This window comes from Bradyrhizobium tropiciagri (assembly GCF_018130545.1).
GTDB lineage: Bacteria > Pseudomonadota > Alphaproteobacteria > Rhizobiales > Xanthobacteraceae > Bradyrhizobium > Bradyrhizobium tropiciagri_A.
This window is the reverse complement of record NZ_JAFCKF010000002.1, coordinates 540,714-560,667: the sequence shown is the minus strand read 5'-3', so window position 1 is coordinate 560,667 and position 19,954 is coordinate 540,714. Positions and strand designations below refer to the sequence as shown.

Below are 19,954 nucleotides of genomic sequence, written 5' to 3'. Positions count from 1 at the left end.
GTGCCGGCTTTGCGGCTGGGATGTGGCAGCGAGAACTCGCACGGCCGGCCCGATCGGCCGGCCGTGCGGGGCTCGCTTGTCGTCAGCTTCGCATGAAGCCTTCACACTCGCCCTCGGCCCAGGCGAGGGTCTTTTCCATGCTCTCACCCTGATAGTATCGCAGGCACATCTTGGTCAGAGTGGCCTGGAAGTAGATCTGCTGAGCGATCTTGGGCGGCGCCGGCGAGGCCGCTATCGACAGCGTTTGGTGCTTGTAGGGGTTCGGGTAGTGGTAGAGCGTGCCCTTCGGCGGCCCTTCCTCCGCCCAGACCTTCAACGTCGTGAGCTTTTCGTAGGCCGGCAGATCATAGCCGCCGCTCGCGACCACCATCTTCTCGATCGATGCAGGTTGCGACAGGTAGGACAGCAGGCTCTTTGCCGCCTCCTTGTTCTTCGAGAACGACCAGATCGACCAGAAGAACGGCAGATAGGGTGCGAAGCGGCCCTTTGGCCCCGCCGGGAACCCGTGCGTCCAGCATTGCTCCGCGACTTGCGGCGCATCGCGCTTGGCAACCGCCCACGCGCTCGGCGGGTTCAGGATCATCGCGCCTTTGCCTGCGACCAACCATTTGTTGTTGGAGGCGTCGTCCCATGCGGCAACATCGGGCGGCAGGAAGGCGATCAGCTTCTTGTAGTAGTCGAGCGCCTGGCGCACCGCGTCGGTCTTGACGGTGAGGTTGCCCTTGGCGTCGACCAGTTGGGCGCCGAACGACTGGAAGATCGCGCCGGCCGTGTCGACATTGTCGCTGGTCTCGCCGAGACCGATGCCGAACGGGAAGCCGGCCTTGTGACAGGCTTCAGCCGCCTTGAGGAACGTATCGAGGGTCCAGTTGTCCGCCTTCGGGGGGCTTCCGGCCGGATACATCTCCTGCACGTCGATGCCGGCATACTTCTTCATCAGGTCGATGCGCGAGCAAGGGCCCTTGATCTGGCTGCCGACGCTGGCGGGAACGCCGAGCCATTTGCCGTCGGCCTGGCCGAGATATTTCACCGTGCCGTTGACGTCGCCGTTCAGCTTGATGAGCGGGTCCATGATGTCGTTGACGGGCTCGAGCAGCTCGGCATTGGCCTGCGGCCACCAGGTCGGCATCTGGAAAATATCGTGACCGGATTTCGCCTGCGCTTCGGCGGCGATGGTCACGATGTTCTTGTTGCCCTGGCTGGTGATGTAGTCGAGTTGGACCTCGACCTTCTCCTTGGCAGCCCATTCATTGACCAGCTCGGTGGAGGCGCTGTTCGCGCCCGGCACCCAGTGATCCCAGAAGCCCATCGAGAGCTTTCCGGCTGCGTAGGCGCCACGGACGTAGGGGGCTGTGATGAGCGCCGCCGATGACAGCGCTGTCGCTGCAACGAATTCTCGGCGCGAAAGCTTCTTCCGTGACATGGCAATTCCCTCCCTGGTCGCCAACGGACAAAAGACTTTTGAATCCCGTTGTTGTTTTTGTGCGTCGCGTTCGCGCGACGTCGGGGGATTTCGTTCACACCAATCAGAACAGAATTGCTTGCGGCTGTCGAGAAACGAGATGCCTATGCCACGTAGTACTAACGTTGTGGTCAAATTGCAGGCAGTGTCGTCAGCGCCATCGCAATTGCAGGCGCTTTCCTGCGCTTCTCGCAATCATGCTGCGACGCACGCGAGATTTGGCACAGCCGCGTTCGCAGGCGGTGCGCGGTTGAGCCGCAGGTTTCCGGCGAGGCTCGATCGAGCTGTGTTCCGTCATGTTGATGCCCCGCGCGACCGATAGACTTGCCGAAGCTGGAAACGATAAAGTCCGGATTCGACGAACTACCCCCGCATCAAACGTGCAATCCACCATCGATCACGGAGATCCGATCATGCTCATCCCGGTAGCGAAGCTGCGAGCACAATGGAGGTTGTGCGCCGCGGTTGGGGCCGCCACCGTCACGCTGCTCGCAGTGCCTCATATGGTCGATGCACAGATCGTGCAGGGCGTCGAGAAAGGCGCGCGCGAGGGAAACAAGGCCGCCGGACCGGTCGGTGGCGTTCTGGGTGGCGCGATCGGCGGTGTGGTCGGGGTGGTGACCGGTGTGACCGGGGTGTTCACCGGCAACAATGCCAACAACGCCAACCCGAATGCCGCCGGAGGCAACAATGCACAGACACCGGCGGCCGGCGCCAAGCAGGGCGCCAAGGCCAGCAAATCGGCCAAGGCCGCCGCCAAGGACAAGGGCGGCAAGCAGGCGCCGACCGTGCTGACCCAGGCGGGCGCACCGCAGCTCACGGCCGAACAGATCGTTGCCAACAGCGACGCCAACATCGAGCGGATCAAGAAGGAACTCAACCTCACGCCGGAGCAGGAGAAGAATTGGGCCGGCTTCAACAGTGCGATGCACTATCTCGGCCACAATGGCGCCGATCGCCTCAACCTGCGCATTGCGCGGGCACAACGCGATCCACCCGATGACATCATCGAGCAGATGCGCAACGAGGCCCAGTTCCTCAACGACCGCGCGGGCGATCAGCGCAACGTTGCCGACGCCGCCGAGCCGCTCTACGCCAGCCTCGACGACAAGCAGAAACAAATCTTCATCAACGAAATGGTCCGCCTGAGCCACGAACGTGGGCTCGACTAGAGCCATTTCCGTTCCGATCGGAACGAGAGCTGTCGGCTCTTGTTCTGACGCGTTCTCATTACGCGAACGGAGATCCACTTCGCTCGAAAGCACTCGAAGGAGCTGTCTCCGGCGAAGTGGGGACGAATAGCCGGGCCACCATGCCCTGGGGTAGGTTAAAGGCGCAGCACCCGGCTATTCTGCCGCAGCGGCGCGGCCCGGTTAATTCGTCATTCAATGTTGAAGAAAAACGGACCGGATCACGCCCGAGTGATGGCCGAGTCGGGGCCTTGTCGGGAACCGATTGCGCGACTTGAAAACTGGCCGGCAAACGCGCCGACCAATTGTCGAGCAGATCAGTTCAGCGCGGCGGCTTAGCCCTTGTCGGCTCAGCTCTTCGGGAAGTTCAGCTCCACGCCGACGCCGTCTGGATCGTAGAGGAATATCTGGGTGTCGCCGGTGCGCGGCACGATCTGCTCGCGGAAGCTGACATTGCTGGCCTGGAGACGCTTGCGTACGCCGTCGACGTCGGTGGCGGCAAAAGCGATGTGGTCGAGGCGGCCGGTGTCCTCATATTTCTTCTCGGTGCCGCGCACCACGATGCCGTCGCGCGGCTTGCGGGTGCCCATCAAATGGACCGTGGCCTGGCCGCCGGAATAGAGCCAGTAGCCCGGAAAATCGAGCGGCGGTCGATCGCCATTCTCCAGCCCGAGCACGTCGCAATAGAACCTCTTGGTCTTCTCCAGATCCTGCGGCTCGATGGTGAAATGCTGCAGTCCGCCCAGTGGCATGGTTCTTCTCCTTGAGAATTGAGATTAGACGAAGCTGAGGTCGGCCTCGACGCCGAGCATCCAGGCGCCGACGGTCTCGAAATGGCTGAAGCGGCCCTGCAATTGCTGGGTCACGGTGTGGATGTCGCGGAAGCGGCGCTCCAGCGGATGGCCGTCGAAGATCGCGGTGGCGCCGGCGGTGTTGTAGGCGAAGTCGACAGCTTCCTTGGCCTTGTGGATGGCGTGCGTCGCGGCCATCCGGATCGTCATGCGCTGTGCGACCGTGATGCTGTGGCCGGCGACCAGATCTTTCCAGATGTCGGCCATCGACTGCAGCAGGAAGGTGCGGGCGGCGCGCAGATTGACTTCGGCCTGGGCGAGGCCGGACTGCACCACCGCATTGTCGCGCAGCGTCTTCGTCATTCCGCGCGGCACCTTGTTGCGGGCGACGTCGACGAAATTGTCCAGCGCGCTGCGGGCGATGCCGCTGGCAACGCCCGCAAAGCCGATCTGATAGCAGGTGTGGTTACTCATCCGGTACAGCGGACCGTTCTCGCGGCACTCGCGGTCGAACTCACGGATGATCGAATGATCCGCGCGGACGAAGAAATCATCCAGTGCGAACTGGTCGCTCGCCGTGCCACGCAGCCCGACCGTATTCCAGATGTCGGTCCATGCGACGTCTTGGGTCCGCACCAGCATGGTGCGCTCCAGTTGCTCACCATTGGCGTCGCGGCGCGGCGAGCCGTCCGCGGCGTAGATCGGGCAGTGGGCGCCGAGCCAGGTGGCATGCCGTCCGCCCGAGGCAAACGACCAGACCCCGGTGACGCGATAGCCGCCCTCGCATTCGACCGCCTTGACCTTCGGGCCGGGACCCCAGGCCAGCACGGCACGCGGGTCGGCAAACACCTCCTGCGCGACCGGCAAATCGAGATAGGCCGCCGACATCGCGCAGCCGCCGGCCTGGCTCAGGCACCACGCGGTCGAGGCGTCGGCCTTGGCGATGGCTTCGATGACATGGAAGAAGGTGACGGGATCGGTCTCGATCCCGTCGGTCGAACGCGGCAACAGCAGCCGGAACAGCCGCGCCTCATGGAGTCGGTCGAGCAGATCGGGCGGCAGGCGGCGCGTCGTTTCGATCTCGTTGGACGCCGCAGCAACCGCGTCCCTGACGGCCTCGGCGCGGGCGATCACGTCACGATCGCCCGCAAGATCGGCTGAAGTCACGTTCATGTCCGTCTCCCTCAGGCGCGCCGGATGGTGGCGGAGGCCGCGACGTCAGCCGTCACGTTGAGCTCCTTGTCGATCTGCTCGATCGACTTGCCGCGGGTCTCGAGCCCGAAGAACAGATAGACGGCGCCCGCCATCAGGAACCAGCAGCCGAGATAGACGAAGGCGGTCGGGATCTGGGTCAGCGGCACATCCGGCTTGAGGTAGTTGTTCGAGCCGACGATCAGGGCAAGCCCGACCGGCCCGATGATCTTGCCGATGCCGCCGAAGCCGTAAGCCGAGCCCATGCCCGTAGTGCGCAGATGCGACGGCCAGACCTCCGCCGCATAGGGCCCGACGATCGCAAAGCCGCCGTCGGCGAAGAAGAAGGCGGCCCCCAGCAGCAGCCAGAACGCCGACATGCCGAACAGCGTGGCGTCGTAGTGATAGCCGGCAATAATCGTCAGGGCGCCGGCACCGAGGCCGAGCAGGCCGCCGGCAACGCGACGTCCCAGCAGTTCCGAGAACCAGGAGAACGATATCCGGCCGAGGAAGCCGGTGACGCTGAGCAGGATCATCATCTTGGCGGCCTCCTGCGGCGTGACCTTCAGGAGCAGCACGAACAATGCGGGCGCCCACAGCGTGATGCCGTAGACGCCGGTCTGGGCGCCGGCATTGCCGAGCCAGGACACGATCAGGCTGCGCGGATATTTGAACAGGTCGAACCAGCTGGTCTTGACCACTGGACCTGCGTCGGCCGCGCTCGGCAGGGGCAGTTCGGACGGCTCGACCTGGAGCGCCCAGGCGAGCGACTTGCGGGCTTCCTCATAGCGTCCTTGCCGGCACAGCCAGCGCGGCGATTCCGGAACCCAGAGCCGGACCAGCAGCACCAGGACCGCCGGCAGCACGCCGATCGCAAACAACAGCCGCCACTGGTCGGTGCCCATGATCGCTCCGAGCACCGCGCCGAGGCCGACGCCGAGCGGGATCACGCAGGTGACGAGCCCGCCGACCCAGCCACGCTTGTGCGAGGGCATGAACTCCTGCACCAGCGGCAGGTCGACGCAATACAGGCCGCCGACGCCGGTGCCGACGAAGAAGCGCAGGATCGCCAGATAAACCCAGCCATTGTCGGGGGTGAAATAGAGCAGGCCGGTCGCGATCGAGAAGTTCAGCACCGTGCCGATGAAGACGATGCGGCGCCCGATCCGGTCGGCGAGCCAGCCCCAGAGATAGGCGCCGAGGATGGCGCCGATACCCGAGCTCATCAGCACCGTGGCCGACTGGCCGAAAGTGAGTTTCCAGGGCCCGATCAGGAAGGCGAGCACGAAGCCGATCAGGAAGTAATCGAAGAATTCCAGCGCATCGCCGATGATGGCGGCCGCAAGGATCTTGATCTGGTTGCCGGTCAGAGTCGTCCGGCGATCGAGAATCTCGAACATGGCGCGTCTCCCCATGGCGCCTGTTCATTGTTCTTGGAGCGTGCGTCGCGCCAGCGCATCGCCCATGAGATGAAGCTATCCTTGCGTCGCCGCGAACGGCAAGCCCGCGCCGACGCGGACCTCATCTGCACGGACGCGATAAGCAATTCGGCCTACTGCTACGCACAAATCCTGGTGCGAAAGCCCGAAGTGAGCAGCAGCAGCCGTTGACTCCGGCAATGCCGATCGCCCACGTTTGCGTGAACAAAGCTTGGGGGGCAAGCCGGGTGGACGAAAAGCGCAGGCATCCGCGAACCGAGGTCAATGAACCCGGCTATGTCTCGTCGGGCGGTTCGGTCATGCACTGTACGATCGTGAACATCTCTCCGGACGGAGCGGCCATCGAGGTCGAGAATCCGGCCTTCGTCCCGCACAGATTCCGCCTGGTGATGGCCAACGACGCTTCTGTCGTCCACGAGTGCCAGGTGATCTGGAGCAAGAAGACGCGGATTGGCGTGAGTTTCATCAAGCCGGCCTGAGCGCGGCAATCTGGGTTGGGGACGCCCATGGTCGGCCGTGCTAGGGTGAGGTGGGTTTCGTTGCTGGAACAGCAGGTGATACGCCGATGACTCCGGAACCTGCATCGATCTGCCTCGGCTGCTGGCAAAACCTGCACATGCCGATCCCGCTGCGCGGCCCGCTGTCGGCGCCGTTCCGCCTGTTCGGCGTCAAGCCGAGCCGCATGAACCCGAACGTGTGCACGATCTGCGAGATGGCGTTCTCGAAGATCATGAAGGCACGCGCCGTGACCATCGACGCCACCATCCTGTTCGCCGATCTGCGCGGCTACACCACGCTGACGCAGACCATCGGACAGGACGGGCTGACTTCGCTATTGGATGCGTTCTACGACGACTGCGCCGCTGCGATCTGGCGTTACGACGGCATTCTCAACAAGACGATCGGCGATGCCGTGTTCGCGATCTTCAATTTTCCGGTGCGGCGCGACGATCACGCGATGCAGGCCCTGCTGGCCGCGCGCGACATCCAGCGCCGTTTCCAGGACAGGCGCGACGCGCTGGCGCGGACGATCGGCGCCGGCGACATCGAGCTCGGTATCGGAATCGGAATGGATAGCGGTGACACCAATTTCGGTGAGTTCGGCCAAGCCCATCGCGACCTGACGGCGGTCGGCACCGTGGTCAATCGCGCGGCACGCGCCCAGGCGATCGCGAAATCCGGCGAGATCCTGGTCACATCAGCCGTGCGGGAACGAACCCGTGACATGGTCACGGCAGCCGGCTCAGATTACACGCTGAAGGGCTTCGACCAGCCCGTCACATTGTTTCCTGCGTGAATTGACGCGGCGCAAAAAAAGACGGCTCCAGTGCGGAACACCGCGCCGAAGCCGTCTGGGATGGTCGTTTGCCGATTACGAACAGCTCCTCAACGCGAGGCCGGCGGCTTCGTTCCGGGTTACTTGAAGAATCTTTCGGGCCGGCGTCAGCGCCACATCCCGCGCATCCGGGCGCCGATGTCGATCGGCGGCGCTCGGTTGGCGGAAGCGGCTTGCGCGGCGGCGGCCCGCGGCCAGCTGGTCCGCTCAAACATCGGCAGCAGCCGTTCCGGGATGAAGCGGGTGCGTGAGGCGTACATGTGGCGGTCGCCCTTGGCTGTCTGGCCGTGGACGAAGAAGCGCTGCGGCACCATCAGATGCAGGTCGTCCTTGGCGCGGGTCATCGCGACATAGAGCAGGCGGCGCTCCTCCTCGAGCTCCGCCGATGTGCCGGCACCGAGATCGGAGGGCATGCAGCCGTCGACCACATTGAGCACGTAGACCGATTTCCATTCCTGCCCCTTGGCGGAGTGGATGGTCGACAGGATCAGGTAGTCCTCGTCGAGCAGCGGCACGCCGGCCTGATCGCTGGTGGCGTCGGGCGGATCGAGCGTCAGCTCGGTGAGGAAGCGTTCGCGTGACGGATAGCCACTGGCGATCTGCTCGAGCTGGATGAGGTCGGCGCGGCGTACCTCGCTGTCCTCGTGGATGCGATCGAGATGCGGCTCGTACCAGAGCCGCGCGCGCTCGATGTCGACAGGCCATTCCGAGTAGCGGAGGTTCTCGATCGCCTCGACGAACAGCCGCCAGTCGGCGCCGGCGCGCGGCGGGGCGGGCAGCGCCGCAAGTGCGGCAATCGGATCGGCGGCTTCAGCCATGTGGTCGAGCACGCGCTGCGCCGAGGCCGGCCCGACGCCGGGCAACAGATGCAGGATGCGAAAGCCGGCGACCCGGTCGCGCGGATTGGCGGTGAAGCGCAGCAACGCCAACATGTCCTTGACGTGCGCAGCATCGAGGAATTTGAGGCCGCCGAATTTCACGAACGGGATGTTGCGGCGGGTCAGTTCGACCTCCAGCGGTCCGCTGTGCGACGAGGTGCGGAACAGCACCGCCTGGTGCTTCAGCAGCGCGCCTTCCTCACGGTTGGCCAGCACCTGCTCGACGATGTAGCGCGCCTGATCGGCCTCGTCGCGGATGGTGACCAGCAGCGGCTTGCGGGTCGAGGTCCGGTCGGTCCAAAGATTTTTGGTGAAGCGCTCCTTGGCGAGCGAGATCACGCCATTGGCGGCCGACAGGATCGGCTGGCTCGAGCGATAGTTGCGATCGAGCGTGACGATTTCGGCCGCCGGGCTGAACTGGGTAGGAAAGTCGAGGATGTTGCGCACGGTGGCGGCACGGAACGAATAGATCGACTGGGCGTCGTCGCCGACCACGGTGAGCCCGCGTCCCGCAGGCTTGAGCGCGAGCAGGATCGAGGATTGCAGGCGGTTGGTGTCCTGATATTCGTCGACCATCACGTGATCGAAGCGGCCGCCGATCTCCTCGGCAAGCGTGGTGTCCGTCACCATCTGGGCCCAGTAGAGCAGCAGGTCGTCGTAATCGAGCACGTTCTGGCGCTGCTTGGCTTCGACATAGGCCGCGAACAATTGCTTCAACTCGCCGGCCCAGCCGGAGCACCACGGGAAGAACTGCCCGAGCACGGCCTCGATCGGCATCTCCGCGTTCACGCAGCGCGAATAGATCGCAAGGCAAGTGCCTTTGGTCGGGAACCGGCTTTCGGTGCGGGAGAAGCCGAGATCGTGACGAACCAGGTTGATCAGGTCGGCGGAGTCCTCGCGGTCATGGATCGTGAAGGCCGGGTCGAGCGCGATCCGCTCGGCGAATTCGCGCAACAGCCGCGCGCCGATGCCGTGAAACGTGCCGGCCCAGTTCAGCGCATCGGTCATGACCGAGGCGCGATCGCCGAGCACGCGTCGCGCGATCCGCTCGACGCGGCCGGCCATCTCGGCGGCTGCCCGACGCGAAAAGGTCATCAGCAGGATACGGCGCGGATCGGCGCCGGCTAAGATCAGATGCGCGACGCGATGGGCGAGGGTGTTGGTCTTGCCGGAGCCGGCGCCCGCGATCACCAGCAGCGGCGCGCCCACGATGCAATCCTTGCCGACGCCATGCTCGACGGCGCGGCGCTGCTCGGAATTGAGCGCATCGAGATAAGCTGTGTTGGCAAGGTCAGGCACGAATCACCCCCATGAAACGCTAGATGAAACGCTAACAGACATTGCGATTCCGTGGGGCCGGTGCAGCGGCGCGGGAGCGGAGAAATTAGATTGACATTAACGCCGCGCGGCGCACAACCGCGCCATGGGTGACGTTTCCAAATCCGACACGCCGCTGAAGGCGACATTCAAGGTGCGGCTCAACGGCGAGACGGTGACGCTCGCGACCGTCGGCCAGGCTCACCGTTTCATCAGCAATCTCAGCGCCGTCGAATGGATGGAGTTCCGCTCACTGCATGACGACGCGTTGGTTGCGCTGGAGCGCGCGGCCGGGAACGCGATGCTGACGGTGCAAGCCACCAACGCGCTGCGGACGCTGTTCGTCCGCGCAAAGCTACTCTGAAAAGAAATGGGCCGCCTTGGCCCTCCGAGGCGGCCCGAAAGTGCGGCCGATGCGCATTGCGCACCCAGCCGTCGCGTGTACCGCCGTTACCTTGTTTGCGGCCATAACGGAGAGGGCCTTACGCAGCGACCGCCGATTCGGCTGTAGCTGCAACAGCACAATCAGGGGCCAACGTCGTCGGCGAGCCGGTCATACACAAGGGCGGAGCGCATGTTCATCGTTGCGATCCTCAGATAGCTCGGTTCGCGCATGGCGTTGTTGAACATCATGATCGCGGTCTTCCAGTAGCCGCGCTCGCGCTGATCGAGGCTCAGCGCAGATAGATAGTCCGCGGCATCGCCGACGGTTGCGAGCGTACGACCGTCCTTCAGCACGATCGGGAACGCCAGCGGCGACCGCTTCTCCAACTCCAGCACGTGACGTTCCCCCCAAGGCGAAGCAGCAATAGCAGAACTGGCTGCGCCGCCATATCGAAGCCTTGAGGGAGGTGGGGCGGCGGCTCAGAAAGAATCCGCCAGCGCGATCTCGGCCTTCAAGGCGTCGATGCGCCGGTCGGCTTCCTCGGACGTCAGGTCACGTGCGTACTGGTTGGGCTGATAGGCCTCCTCGGCGAGGCTCCTCAACCGGAGCCCCTGGGCACGGGTCATCAGCCCGCCAAGGCGCTCCGCAACCCCGCCATATCTCACCGCTGCCATGCTCATCGCTCACCTCGCTTGCTGGATCGTGACTTGACAATATGTTCTATTTTTGTTCTAACAAGCCATGGACAACAAAATCAATGAAATTCGCCGGAAGATCAGCACGTTGCGGGCTGAGATGACCCTGGTCGAAGCGTCGATCCGGGATCAGGTCAATCACGACCTCGATTGCAGCGAAGCGTCATACCGGCTGATGGCGATGCGCGCCGAAGTGACCGAGCTGATTGGCCGGTGGAAGGCTGCCGGCGGCGGTGACCAGCTCCCGACGGTCAGGGAGCGGCTGAGCCGAAGCTACGCCGATCGTCCCGCTGCGACGCTCAAGTCGGACGGGAGCAAGCCCGGCAAGGGGAGGCCCGCAGCAGGCCAGAGCCATGCGCGAACCTGATCCGGACCGGGTGCAGCCAGGCATCTGGCACGGTCGCGCATCTGAATAGGTTTCCGGGCTGGAACCCGAACCGCGGGATCTGCATTTTCTTGTGGTGAGAGCCAACACCATAGCATCGCCCAGCGCCATGATCGCCGATCCGACCGCGCCACCGCGGGCATCGATGAATGACGATCGCAGTCCGCTGCTGACGCTGATCGCCTGCATCAGCTGCGTCAGGACGATGCGGCTTGAGAGCAGCTCTCCGGGGAACGAGGGCAGGGATATTCTCCAATACCGCTGCGAGCAGTGCAGCCGCATTGAACGGGTGCTGTTGGTGCGGCGAACCTGGCCGGCGGACCGCTAGCCCTCAATTTGGACTTACGAGCGCGCTCTCGCCTTTCTCGGCGCATCTGCAGGTGGATCGATCGCGCCCGACGCGTTCCCGGATCGTTGCCCCGTCAGCTTCGAGAGTTCGCGGCTAAGATCGTGAATGTGGTACGGCTTGCGCAGCACTGGAAAGTCGGACCGCACGTCACGCGCACTCTCGCTGTAGCCTGTCGTCAGCAGGATCGGCAGATCGGGCTTCCTGTCCCGGATCGCGCGCGCCAGCTTCAACCCATCCATCCGGCCGGGCATCACAATGTCGCTGAACACCACATCGATCCCGTTCGCGTCGATTTCCGACAAGGCCGCCTCTGCGTTCGACGCCCAGCGCACGGTGTAGCCGAGCTGCTCAAGCAGGCCGGTGCTCGCATCGGCGACGGCTGGATTGTCCTCGATCAGCAGGACCGTGGCGGAGCCGTGCACGCTGTTGCCCGCGGTCGTACCCGTCGCAGCCGCGGTCCCGCGCGGGAGGTAGATGCTGACCTGCGTGCCCTTGCTGAGCGTGCTTGTGATCTCGACCCGGCCGTCGGCCTGGTGCGCGAAACCGTGGACTTGGGACAGCCCAAGTCCGGTCCCTTTGCCGACCGGCTTGGTGGTGAAGAACGGATCGAACACCTTGCTCAGCACATCCTGGGGAATGCCTTCTCCGGTATCGGCGACGCTGACAGCCACCTCTGTGGTTTCGGGTACGTTGCGGGCCGTGACGGTCAGCGTACCGCCGCTAGCCATCGCGTCCCGTGCGTTAACGACAAGGTTGATCAGCGCGGTCTCAAATTCGGTCGGGTCGACGAAAACCGGCCAGAGATCCGGATCAAGCTCCATGTTAAACTCGATCGCGCCGCCGAGCGCGCTGCTCAGCACTTCACGCACCGCGCTGATCCTGTCGGCGACATCGATGGTCTGCGGGTTGACGCTCTGGCGGCGCGCAAAGGTGAGCAGCTGGCTGGTCAGGGATGCAGCGCGCTCGGATGCGGTTTCGATCGCGCTCAGTGCAAGCCGGCCGCGCTCGCTCGTCACCTCGCGCCTGATCCGGTGTAGATTGCCCGAAATGATCATCAGAAGGTTGTTGAAGTCGTGCGCCACGCCGCCGGTCAATTGGCCGAGCGCATCCATCTTCTGCGCTTCCGCAAGCTGACGCTGTACCTGATCGAGCTTCTGTTGCGCCTCGCGCCGTTCGGAAATGTCGCGCGTAATCTTGGCAAAGCCGACCAGATTGCCGTCGCTGTCGCGGATCGGATCGATCACGACGCTTGCCCAGAAGAACGAACCGTCCTTGCGGACCCGCCAGCCATCCTCTTCGTAATGCCCGGTCTCTTCCGCAATCTTGAGTGCGCGGGCCGGCTTGCCCGCGGCCTGATCAGCCGGCGTGTAGAACCGCGCGAAGCTCTGGCCGATGATCTCGCCGGGCGAATAGCCCTTGATGCGTTGGCCGCCGGCGTTCCAGTTGGCGACGATGCCGGCCGGTGTCAGCATGTACAGCGCGTAATCGGTGACGTTGCTCACCAGCAGGCGGAACTGGCTTTCGCTGGCCTCGAGATCCGCGCGAGCCTGCAGGCGCTCGGTGATGTCGCGGGTGACCATGGCGTAGCCGACCAGCTTGCGCTTCTCGTAGATCGGATCGATCACCACCGAAGCGTAGAAGAGCGATCCGTCCTGGCGGACGCACCAGCCCTCGGCCACGGCATGCTTTTCCTTTCGCGCCATCTGCAGGGCCTCCGCGGGAAGACCCGATGCGCGATCCTCTTCAGGATAGAAGACCGAGAAGTGCTGGCCGAGGATTGCCTTGGCCGGATAGCCGGTGATGCGCTCGGCGCCCTTGTTCCAGTGGATCACCCGCCCATCGGGGCCGAGGGTGCAGATCGCATAATCAATCGCCCCTCCGGCCAACAGCCGGAATCTGCGCTCGCTCTCGAAAATGCCCCGCTTGAGCTGGTCTGATTTCTTAATCATCACCAATCCTGCCAACGCCCGGAACGTTCCGGCGAGGCCAATGTTCCAATGCGACCAGATCTGCCGATGACGGCCAAGCAATACGATCGGCTTACGCAACCGCGCAAAAAGTTCCAACCCGGATCGGAACTTTTGGTTCCATTCACCATTAAAGTACTCGGTTTGCGTCACAAATCCCGGGTTTGGCGTTTTCCCGCTTGAATCAATCAAGGGCAGTCATTCTTATGGTCACACTGGCTTTTCCGAGTCCTTGGATCCTTGGGAATCTTGGCCAGCGCGTAGGGGAAATTCCATGACCGATCTCGGTTCGCCGCCTCGTCCCCGTGCTGATACCCGCCGCGCCCAATCATCCAACGGAAGCCTCGATTCCTCGCACGATCTGCTGCAGTCCCTGCAAGCGATGCGCGGCGGCGACTTCTCGGTCCGGATGCGCGGCGACTATCTCGGGATCGACGGCAAGATCGCGGACGCCTTCAACGAAATCGCGGCTGCCAATGAGCGCATGGCACAGCAACTGGCGCGCGTCGGACAAGTGGTCGGCCGCGAGGGACAGACCCGCCAACGCGTCAATTTCGGCCTCGCCAGCGGCGCCTGGGCCGACATGGAGAGTTCGGTCAACACGCTGATCGACGACCTGCTGTGGCCGACCCGCGAAGTCACCCGCGCGGTCGCCGCGGTGGCGCAGGGCGACCTGCTGCAAACCGTGCAGCTCGACGTCGAGGGCAGGCCGCTGCGCGGTGAATTCCTGCAGTCGGCGAACATCGTCAACACGATGATCAAGCAGCTCTCGGTGTTCACCTCGGAAGTGACGCGCGTCGCCCGCGAAGTCGGCACCGAGGGCAAGCTCGGCGGCCAGGCCCAGGTGCCGGAGGTGACCGGCGTCTGGAAGGACCTGACCGAGAGCGTCAACTCGATGGCCAACAATCTGACCGGCCAGGTCCGCAACATCGCCGAGGTCACGATCGCCGTCGCCAACGGCGACTTGTCGAAGAAGATCACGGTCGACGTCCGCGGCGAGATCCTGCAGCTGAAGGAAGCCATCAACACGATGGTCGATCAGCTGCGTTCGTTTGCATCGGAAGTGACGCGCGTGGCGCGCGAGGTCGGCACCGACGGCAAGCTCGGCGGCCAGGCGATCGTGCCCGGCGTCGCCGGCACCTGGAAGGACCTCACCGACTCGGTGAACGCGATGTGCGGCAACCTGACCGCCCAGGTCCGCAACATCGCCAACGTGACCACGGCGGTGGCGCGCGGCGACCTGTCGCGCAAGATCACGGTCGATGTCAGCGGCGAGATCCTCGAGCTGAAGGACACCATCAACACGATGGTGGACCAGCTCAACTCGTTCGCCTCGGAAGTGACGCGCGTGGCGCGCGAGGTCGGTACTGAAGGCAAGCTCGGCGGCCAGGCCCAGGTGCCCGGCGTCGCCGGCACCTGGAAGGATCTGACCGACAACGTCAACTTCATGGCGTCGAACCTGACCGCCCAGGTCCGCAACATCGCCGACGTCGCGACCGCGATCGCCGGCGGCGACCTGTCCAAGAAGATCACGGTGAACGTGTCGGGCGAGATCCTTCAGCTGAAGGAAACGCTCAACACCATGGTCGACCAGCTCAACGCGTTCGCCTCGGAAGTGACGCGCGTGGCGCGCGAGGTCGGCACCGAAGGCAAGCTCGGCGGCCAGGCCAACGTGCTCGGCGTCGCCGGCACCTGGAAAGATCTCACCGACAACGTCAACTTCATGGCCTCGAACCTGACCGCGCAGGTTCGTAATATCGCGGGTGTGACCACCGCGGTCGCCAATGGCGACTTGTCGAAGAAGATCACGGTCGACGTGCGCGGCGAGATCCTCGAGCTGAAGGACACCATCAACACGATGGTGGACCAGCTCAACGCCTTCGCGGGCGAAGTGACGCGCGTGGCGCGCGAAGTCGGCACCGAAGGCAAGCTCGGCGGCCAGGCCGAGGTGCGCGGCGTCGCCGGCACCTGGAAGGATCTCACCGACAGCGTCAACTCGATGGCCTCGAACCTGACCGCGCAGGTCCGCAACATCGCCGAGGTCGCGACCGCGGTGGCGAAGGGTGACCTGTCGAAGAAGATCACAGTGAACGTGTCGGGCGAAATCCTTCAGCTGAAGGAAACGCTCAACACGATGGTGGACCAGCTCAACGCCTTCGCGGGCGAAGTGACGCGCGTGGCGCGCGAGGTCGGCACCGACGGCAAGCTGGGCGGCCAGGCCGAGGTGCCCGGCGTCGCCGGCACCTGGAAGGATTTGACCGACAGCGTCAACTCGATGGCCGGCAATCTGACGGCTCAGGTCCGCAACATCGCCGAAGTCGCGACCGCGATCGCCGGCGGCGACCTGTCGCGCAAGATCACGGTCGACGTGCGCGGTGAGATCCTTCAGCTGAAGGAGACGCTGAACACGATGGTCGACCAGCTCAATCGCTTCGCCGGCGAGGTGACGCGCGTGGCGCGCGAGGTCGGCACCGACGGCAGCCTCGGCGGCCAGGCCAACGTGCCCGGCGTCGCCGGCACCTGGAAGGATCTCACCGACAACGTCAACTCGATGGCCGGCAATCTGACTGCCCAGGTCCGCAACATCGCCGAGGTGACCACCGCCGTGGCGCGCGGCGACCTGTCGCGCAAGATTACGGTGGACGTGAAGGGCGAAATCCTCGAGCTGAAAAACACCATCAACACGATGGTCGACCAGCTCAACGCCTTCGCCGGCGAGGTGACGCGCGTGGCGCGCGAGGTCGGCACCGAAGGTAAGCTCGGCGGCCAGGCCGAGGTGCCCGGCGTCGCCGGCACCTGGAAGGACCTGACCGACAACGTCAACTTCATGGCGTCGAACCTGACCGCCCAGGTCCGCAACATCGCCGAAGTCGCGAGCGCGATCGCCGGCGGCGATCTGTCCAAGAAGATCACGGTGGACGTCCGCGGCGAGATCCTGCTGCTCAAGGACACCCTGAACACGATGGTCGAGCAGCTGCGCTCGTTCGCCGCCGAAGTGACCCGCGTGGCGCGCGAGGTCGGCACCGAAGGGCGGCTCGGCGGTCAGGCCGTGGTGCCCGGGGTCGGCGGCACCTGGAAGGATCTGACCGACAACGTCAACCTGTTGGCTGCGAACCTGACCACCCAGGTCCGCAACATCGCTGAAGTCACCACGGCCGTGGCGCGCGGCGACCTGTCGCGCAAGATCACGGTCGACGTGAAGGGCGAAATCCTCGAGCTGAAAAACACCATCAACACGATGGTCGACCAGCTCAACGCATTCGCGGGCGAGGTGACGCGCGTGGCGCGCGAGGTCGGTACCGAAGGCAAGCTCGGCGGCCAGGCCGAGGTGCGCGGCGTCGCCGGTACCTGGAAGGACCTCACCGACACCGTCAACGTCATGGCGGCCAACCTGACCGAGCAGGTGCGCGGCATCGTCAAGGTGGTGACCGCGGTCGCCAATGGCGACCTGAAGCAGAACCTGACGGTGAAGTCGAAGGGCGAGGTGGCCGCGCTCGCCGACACCATCAACAACATGACCGAAACGCTTGCGACCTTCGCCGAACAGGTCACCAGCGTGGCGCGCGAAGTCGGCGTCGAAGGACGGCTGGGCGGTCAGGCTAACGTGCCCGGTACCGCTGGCACCTGGAAGGACCTCACCGGCAACGTCAATTTGCTGGCGGCCAACCTGACCTCGCAGGTGCGCGCGATCGCGGAAGTCGCGACCGCGGTGACCAAGGGCGACCTGACGCGCTCGATCCAGGTCGACGTGCGCGGCGAAGTCGCCGAGCTCAAGGACAACATCAACACCATGATCGGCAACCTCCGTCTCACCACGGAGCGCAACACCGAGCAGGACTGGCTGAAGACCAACCTGGCGCGTTTCACCAACATGCTGCAGGGTCAGCGCGATCTCGCGACCGTCGGCCGCCTGCTGCTGACCGAGCTGGCGCCGCTGATCAACGCGCATATGGGCGTGATCTACCAGGTCGACAATCCCGAGAATGCCCAGCTGCGCCTGCTGTCGGCCTACGCCGGCGACAGCAGCAATCCGCATCCCCAGATCGTCCAGTTCGGCGAGGGACTGATCGGTCAGTGTGCGCTCGACAAGCGCCAGCGCCTCGTCTCCGACATTCCCGGCGACGCGGTACCGATCAATTCGGCGCTGATGCGGATCATGCCGAAGAACCTCGTCGTGTTCCCGGTGCTGTTCGAGAACCAGGTCAAGGCGGTGATCGAGCTGTCCTCGATCTCGTCGTTCACGACCTCGCAGATCACCTTCCTCGAACAGCTCACCGACAGCATCGGCATCGTGCTCAACAGCATCGAGGCCACGATGCAGACCGAAGCCTTCCTCAAGCAGTCGCAGACACTCGCCGGCGAATTGCAGACCCAGCAGAAGGAATTGCAGCAGACCAACGACCAGCTCGAGCAGAAGGCGCAGCAGCTCGCCGAACGCAACGTCGACGTCGAGCGCAAGAACCAGGAAATCGAGCAGGCCCGCCGCGCGCTGGAAGAAAAGGCGACCGAGCTGTCGCTGACCTCGAAGTACAAATCCGAGTTCCTCGCCAACATGTCGCACGAGTTGCGCACGCCGCTGAACTCGATCCTGATCCTGGGCCAGCAGCTCACCGAGAACCCCGACGGCAACCTGACCGGCAAGCAGGTCGAATTCGCCCGCACCATCCACGGCGCCGGCACCGACCTCTTGAACCTGATCAGCGACATTCTCGATCTGTCCAAGATCGAGTCCGGCACGGTGACGGTCGACGCCGAGGAGATCCTGACCTCGAGCCTGCTCGAGACCGTCGGGCGACCGTTCCGGCATGAGGCCGAGAACCGGCATCTCTCCTTCAGCATCGATGTCGACGGCAATCTCGCGCGCAGCATGGTGACCGACTCCAAGCGGCTGCAGCAGGTGCTGAAGAACCTGCTGTCGAACGCGTTCAAGTTCACCGCAGATGGCGGCGTCAGCCTCACCGTGTCGGCCGCGCTCGGTGGCTGGAGCGCCGAGCATCCAATCCTCAACGCCGCGCCCGCCGTCGTGGCGTTCGAAGTGTCGGATACCGGCATCGGCATTCCCCAGGACAAGCAGAAGCTGATCTTCGAGGCGTTCCAGCAGGCCGACGCCGGCACCAGCCGCAAATACGGCGGCACTGGTCTTGGATTGGCCATCAGCCGCGAGTTGGCGGGCCTGCTCGGCGGCGAGATCCATCTGCGCAGTGCAACCGGCAAGGGCTCAACTTTCACGCTTTATCTGCCGCTGAAATATGCCGGACCATCGGCCGCGTTGCGGCCGCAGGCTCAGCCGATACAAATGCCGCACACCTCGGCGCCGTCGCTGCAGGCGGCAGGCGTGCAGGAACGTGTGATCGAGCAGCTTCCGGACGACCGGCTCGATCTCGAGCCCGGCGACACCATCCTGCTGATCGTCGAGGACGACCCGCATTATGCGCGGGTGCTGATCGATCTGGCGCGCGACAAGGGCTTCAAGGTGCTGGTCGCAAGCCGAGGCGCCGAGGCGCTTGACCTCGCCAAGCAATTCCAGCCGAGCGCGGTGTCGCTCGACGTCTTCCTGCCCGACATGCTGGGCTGGACCGTGCTGAGCCAGCTCAAGCACAATCCGCTGACCCGGCACATCCCGGTCCAGATCATTACCCTCGACGAGGATCGCCAACACGCATTGGCGCGCGGCGCATTCTCCTTCGTCAACAAGCCTACCACGACGGAAGGCGTCAGCGCGGCGCTGTCGCAGATCAAGGAATACGCGAGACCGCGCCGCAAGCGGCTGTTGATCGTGGAAGACAATGCGGCGGAGCAGCTCAGCATCACCGAGTTGCTCGGGCACGAGGACATCGAGATCGTGACCAGCGCCACCGGAGCGGGGGCGCTGTCGACCTTGCGCGAACATCCCTGCGACTGCGTCGTGCTCGATCTGCGGCTGCCCGACATGAGCGGCTTCGACGTGCTGGATCAGATCCGCAAGGACGAGACGCTGTCCAATATTCCCGTTGTCGTGTTTACGGGCCGGGAACTTTCGGCAGAGGAGGACGCGGAACTGCACACCATGGCGCGCAGCATTGTCGTCAAGGGCGTGGAGTCGCCGGAGCGTCTGCTCGACGAAACGTCACTGTTCCTGCACCGTGTGATCACGGAATTGCCCGTCGAAAAACAGAGGATGCTGGAGAAGCTCAACAGTTCCGACGAGGATCTGATTGGCAAGACCGCGCTCCTGGTCGACGACGACGCCCGCAACATCTTCGCGCTGTCGAGCGTGCTGGAGCGGCGAGGTATGAAGGTGTTGACTGCGACAACAGGTCACGAGGCGATCTCGTTGGTCGCGTCCAATCCGAAGATCGCGATCGTGCTGATGGACATCATGATGCCGCAGATGGACGGTTACCAGACCATCGGCGCGATCCGGCAAGATCCCGCCTTTGCGCGGCTGCCGATTATCGCGCTGACCGCGAAGGCGATGAAAGGCGACCGCGAGAAATGCCTGGAGGCAGGCGCATCCGACTATCTGGCGAAACCCGTGAACACCGAGCAACTGCTGCTGGCGATCCGCATGTGGCTGCACCGCTGATCGG

Annotated in this window: 15 protein-coding genes; 7 read left to right on the top strand and 8 right to left on the bottom strand. The window is 64.2% G+C overall.

What is annotated here, in order from left to right; genetic code table 11:
* Nucleotides 1-82: 82 nt before the first annotated feature.
* The gene (locus JQ616_RS09205; protein WP_212013814.1) at nucleotides 83-1,423 is read right to left on the bottom strand and encodes an ABC transporter substrate-binding protein; all 1,341 of its coding nucleotides are present in this window, start codon (nucleotides 1,421-1,423) and stop codon (nucleotides 83-85) included.
* 452 nt (nucleotides 1,424-1,875) lie between these two features.
* On the opposite strand from JQ616_RS09205, the gene JQ616_RS09200 reads away from it, so the two are divergent.
* Nucleotides 1,876-2,634, top strand: a complete 759-nt coding sequence (locus JQ616_RS09200; RefSeq protein ID WP_433995961.1) for a Spy/CpxP family protein refolding chaperone — start codon at nucleotides 1,876-1,878, stop codon at nucleotides 2,632-2,634.
* Nucleotides 2,635-3,002: 368 nt separating this feature from the next.
* On the opposite strand, the gene JQ616_RS09195 is transcribed toward JQ616_RS09200, so the two are convergent.
* The 3 genes from JQ616_RS09195 to JQ616_RS09185 are packed head-to-tail and all read right to left on the bottom strand — an operon-like array spanning nucleotide 3,003 to nucleotide 6,034.
* Nucleotides 3,003-3,404: a VOC family protein gene (locus JQ616_RS09195; RefSeq protein ID WP_212013813.1), complete on the bottom strand. Its 402-nt coding sequence runs from the start codon at nucleotides 3,402-3,404 to the stop codon at nucleotides 3,003-3,005.
* 24 nt (nucleotides 3,405-3,428) lie between these two features.
* Nucleotides 3,429-4,616, bottom strand: a complete 1,188-nt coding sequence (locus tag JQ616_RS09190; RefSeq protein WP_212013812.1) for an acyl-CoA dehydrogenase family protein — start codon at nucleotides 4,614-4,616, stop codon at nucleotides 3,429-3,431.
* Between the two features lie 11 nt (nucleotides 4,617-4,627).
* Nucleotides 4,628-6,034 carry an MFS transporter gene (locus JQ616_RS09185; protein WP_212013811.1) on the bottom strand — a complete coding sequence of 469 codons (1,407 nt, stop codon included), beginning with the start codon at nucleotides 6,032-6,034 and terminating at the stop codon, nucleotides 4,628-4,630.
* Between the two features lie 218 nt (nucleotides 6,035-6,252).
* Here JQ616_RS09185 and JQ616_RS09180 point away from each other — a divergent pair, with 218 nt between their 5' ends.
* Entirely contained in the window at nucleotides 6,253-6,552 is a 300-nt protein-coding gene (locus JQ616_RS09180; RefSeq protein ID WP_249136596.1) for a PilZ domain-containing protein, read from the top strand.
* Nucleotides 6,553-6,638: 86 nt separating this feature from the next.
* Nucleotides 6,639-7,370 (top strand): adenylate/guanylate cyclase domain-containing protein, encoded by a 732-nt coding sequence (locus JQ616_RS09175; protein WP_212013809.1) that lies wholly within the window; start codon nucleotides 6,639-6,641, stop codon nucleotides 7,368-7,370.
* A 146-nt stretch (nucleotides 7,371-7,516) separates the two neighbouring features.
* Here JQ616_RS09175 and JQ616_RS09170 read toward each other — a convergent pair whose 3' ends face one another.
* A complete protein-coding gene (locus JQ616_RS09170) occupies nucleotides 7,517-9,586 on the bottom strand; it encodes an ATP-dependent helicase (RefSeq protein WP_212013807.1) in 2,070 nt (689 codons plus the stop codon).
* A 124-nt stretch (nucleotides 9,587-9,710) separates the two neighbouring features.
* Between JQ616_RS09170 and JQ616_RS09165 the strand changes: the two genes are divergently transcribed.
* Nucleotides 9,711-9,968, top strand: coding sequence for a hypothetical protein (locus JQ616_RS09165; RefSeq protein WP_212013805.1), 258 nt, complete (start codon nucleotides 9,711-9,713; stop codon nucleotides 9,966-9,968).
* A gap of 161 nt (nucleotides 9,969-10,129) precedes the next feature.
* On the opposite strand, the gene JQ616_RS09160 is transcribed toward JQ616_RS09165, so the two are convergent.
* Complete coding sequence (locus tag JQ616_RS09160; protein WP_212013804.1) at nucleotides 10,130-10,384, bottom strand: hypothetical protein; 255 nt, start codon at nucleotides 10,382-10,384, stop codon at nucleotides 10,130-10,132.
* A gap of 84 nt (nucleotides 10,385-10,468) precedes the next feature.
* Nucleotides 10,469-10,669, bottom strand: coding sequence for a DUF3072 domain-containing protein (locus tag JQ616_RS09155; RefSeq protein ID WP_249136594.1), 201 nt, complete (start codon nucleotides 10,667-10,669; stop codon nucleotides 10,469-10,471).
* Nucleotides 10,670-10,784: 115 nt separating this feature from the next.
* Between JQ616_RS09155 and JQ616_RS09150 the strand changes: the two genes are divergently transcribed.
* Nucleotides 10,785-11,051, top strand: coding sequence for a hypothetical protein (locus JQ616_RS09150; RefSeq protein WP_212013803.1), 267 nt, complete (start codon nucleotides 10,785-10,787; stop codon nucleotides 11,049-11,051).
* A gap of 127 nt (nucleotides 11,052-11,178) precedes the next feature.
* Entirely contained in the window at nucleotides 11,179-11,397 is a 219-nt protein-coding gene (locus tag JQ616_RS09145) for a hypothetical protein (protein ID WP_212013802.1), read from the top strand.
* A gap of 14 nt (nucleotides 11,398-11,411) precedes the next feature.
* On the opposite strand, the gene JQ616_RS09140 is transcribed toward JQ616_RS09145, so the two are convergent.
* Nucleotides 11,412-13,577, bottom strand: a complete 2,166-nt coding sequence (locus tag JQ616_RS09140; protein WP_349629974.1) for a hybrid sensor histidine kinase/response regulator — start codon at nucleotides 13,575-13,577, stop codon at nucleotides 11,412-11,414.
* Nucleotides 13,578-13,659: 82 nt separating this feature from the next.
* On the opposite strand from JQ616_RS09140, the gene JQ616_RS09135 reads away from it, so the two are divergent.
* Nucleotides 13,660-19,950 (top strand): HAMP domain-containing protein, encoded by a 6,291-nt coding sequence (locus tag JQ616_RS09135; protein ID WP_433995960.1) that lies wholly within the window; start codon nucleotides 13,660-13,662, stop codon nucleotides 19,948-19,950.
* Nucleotides 19,951-19,954: the final 4 nt, after the last annotated feature.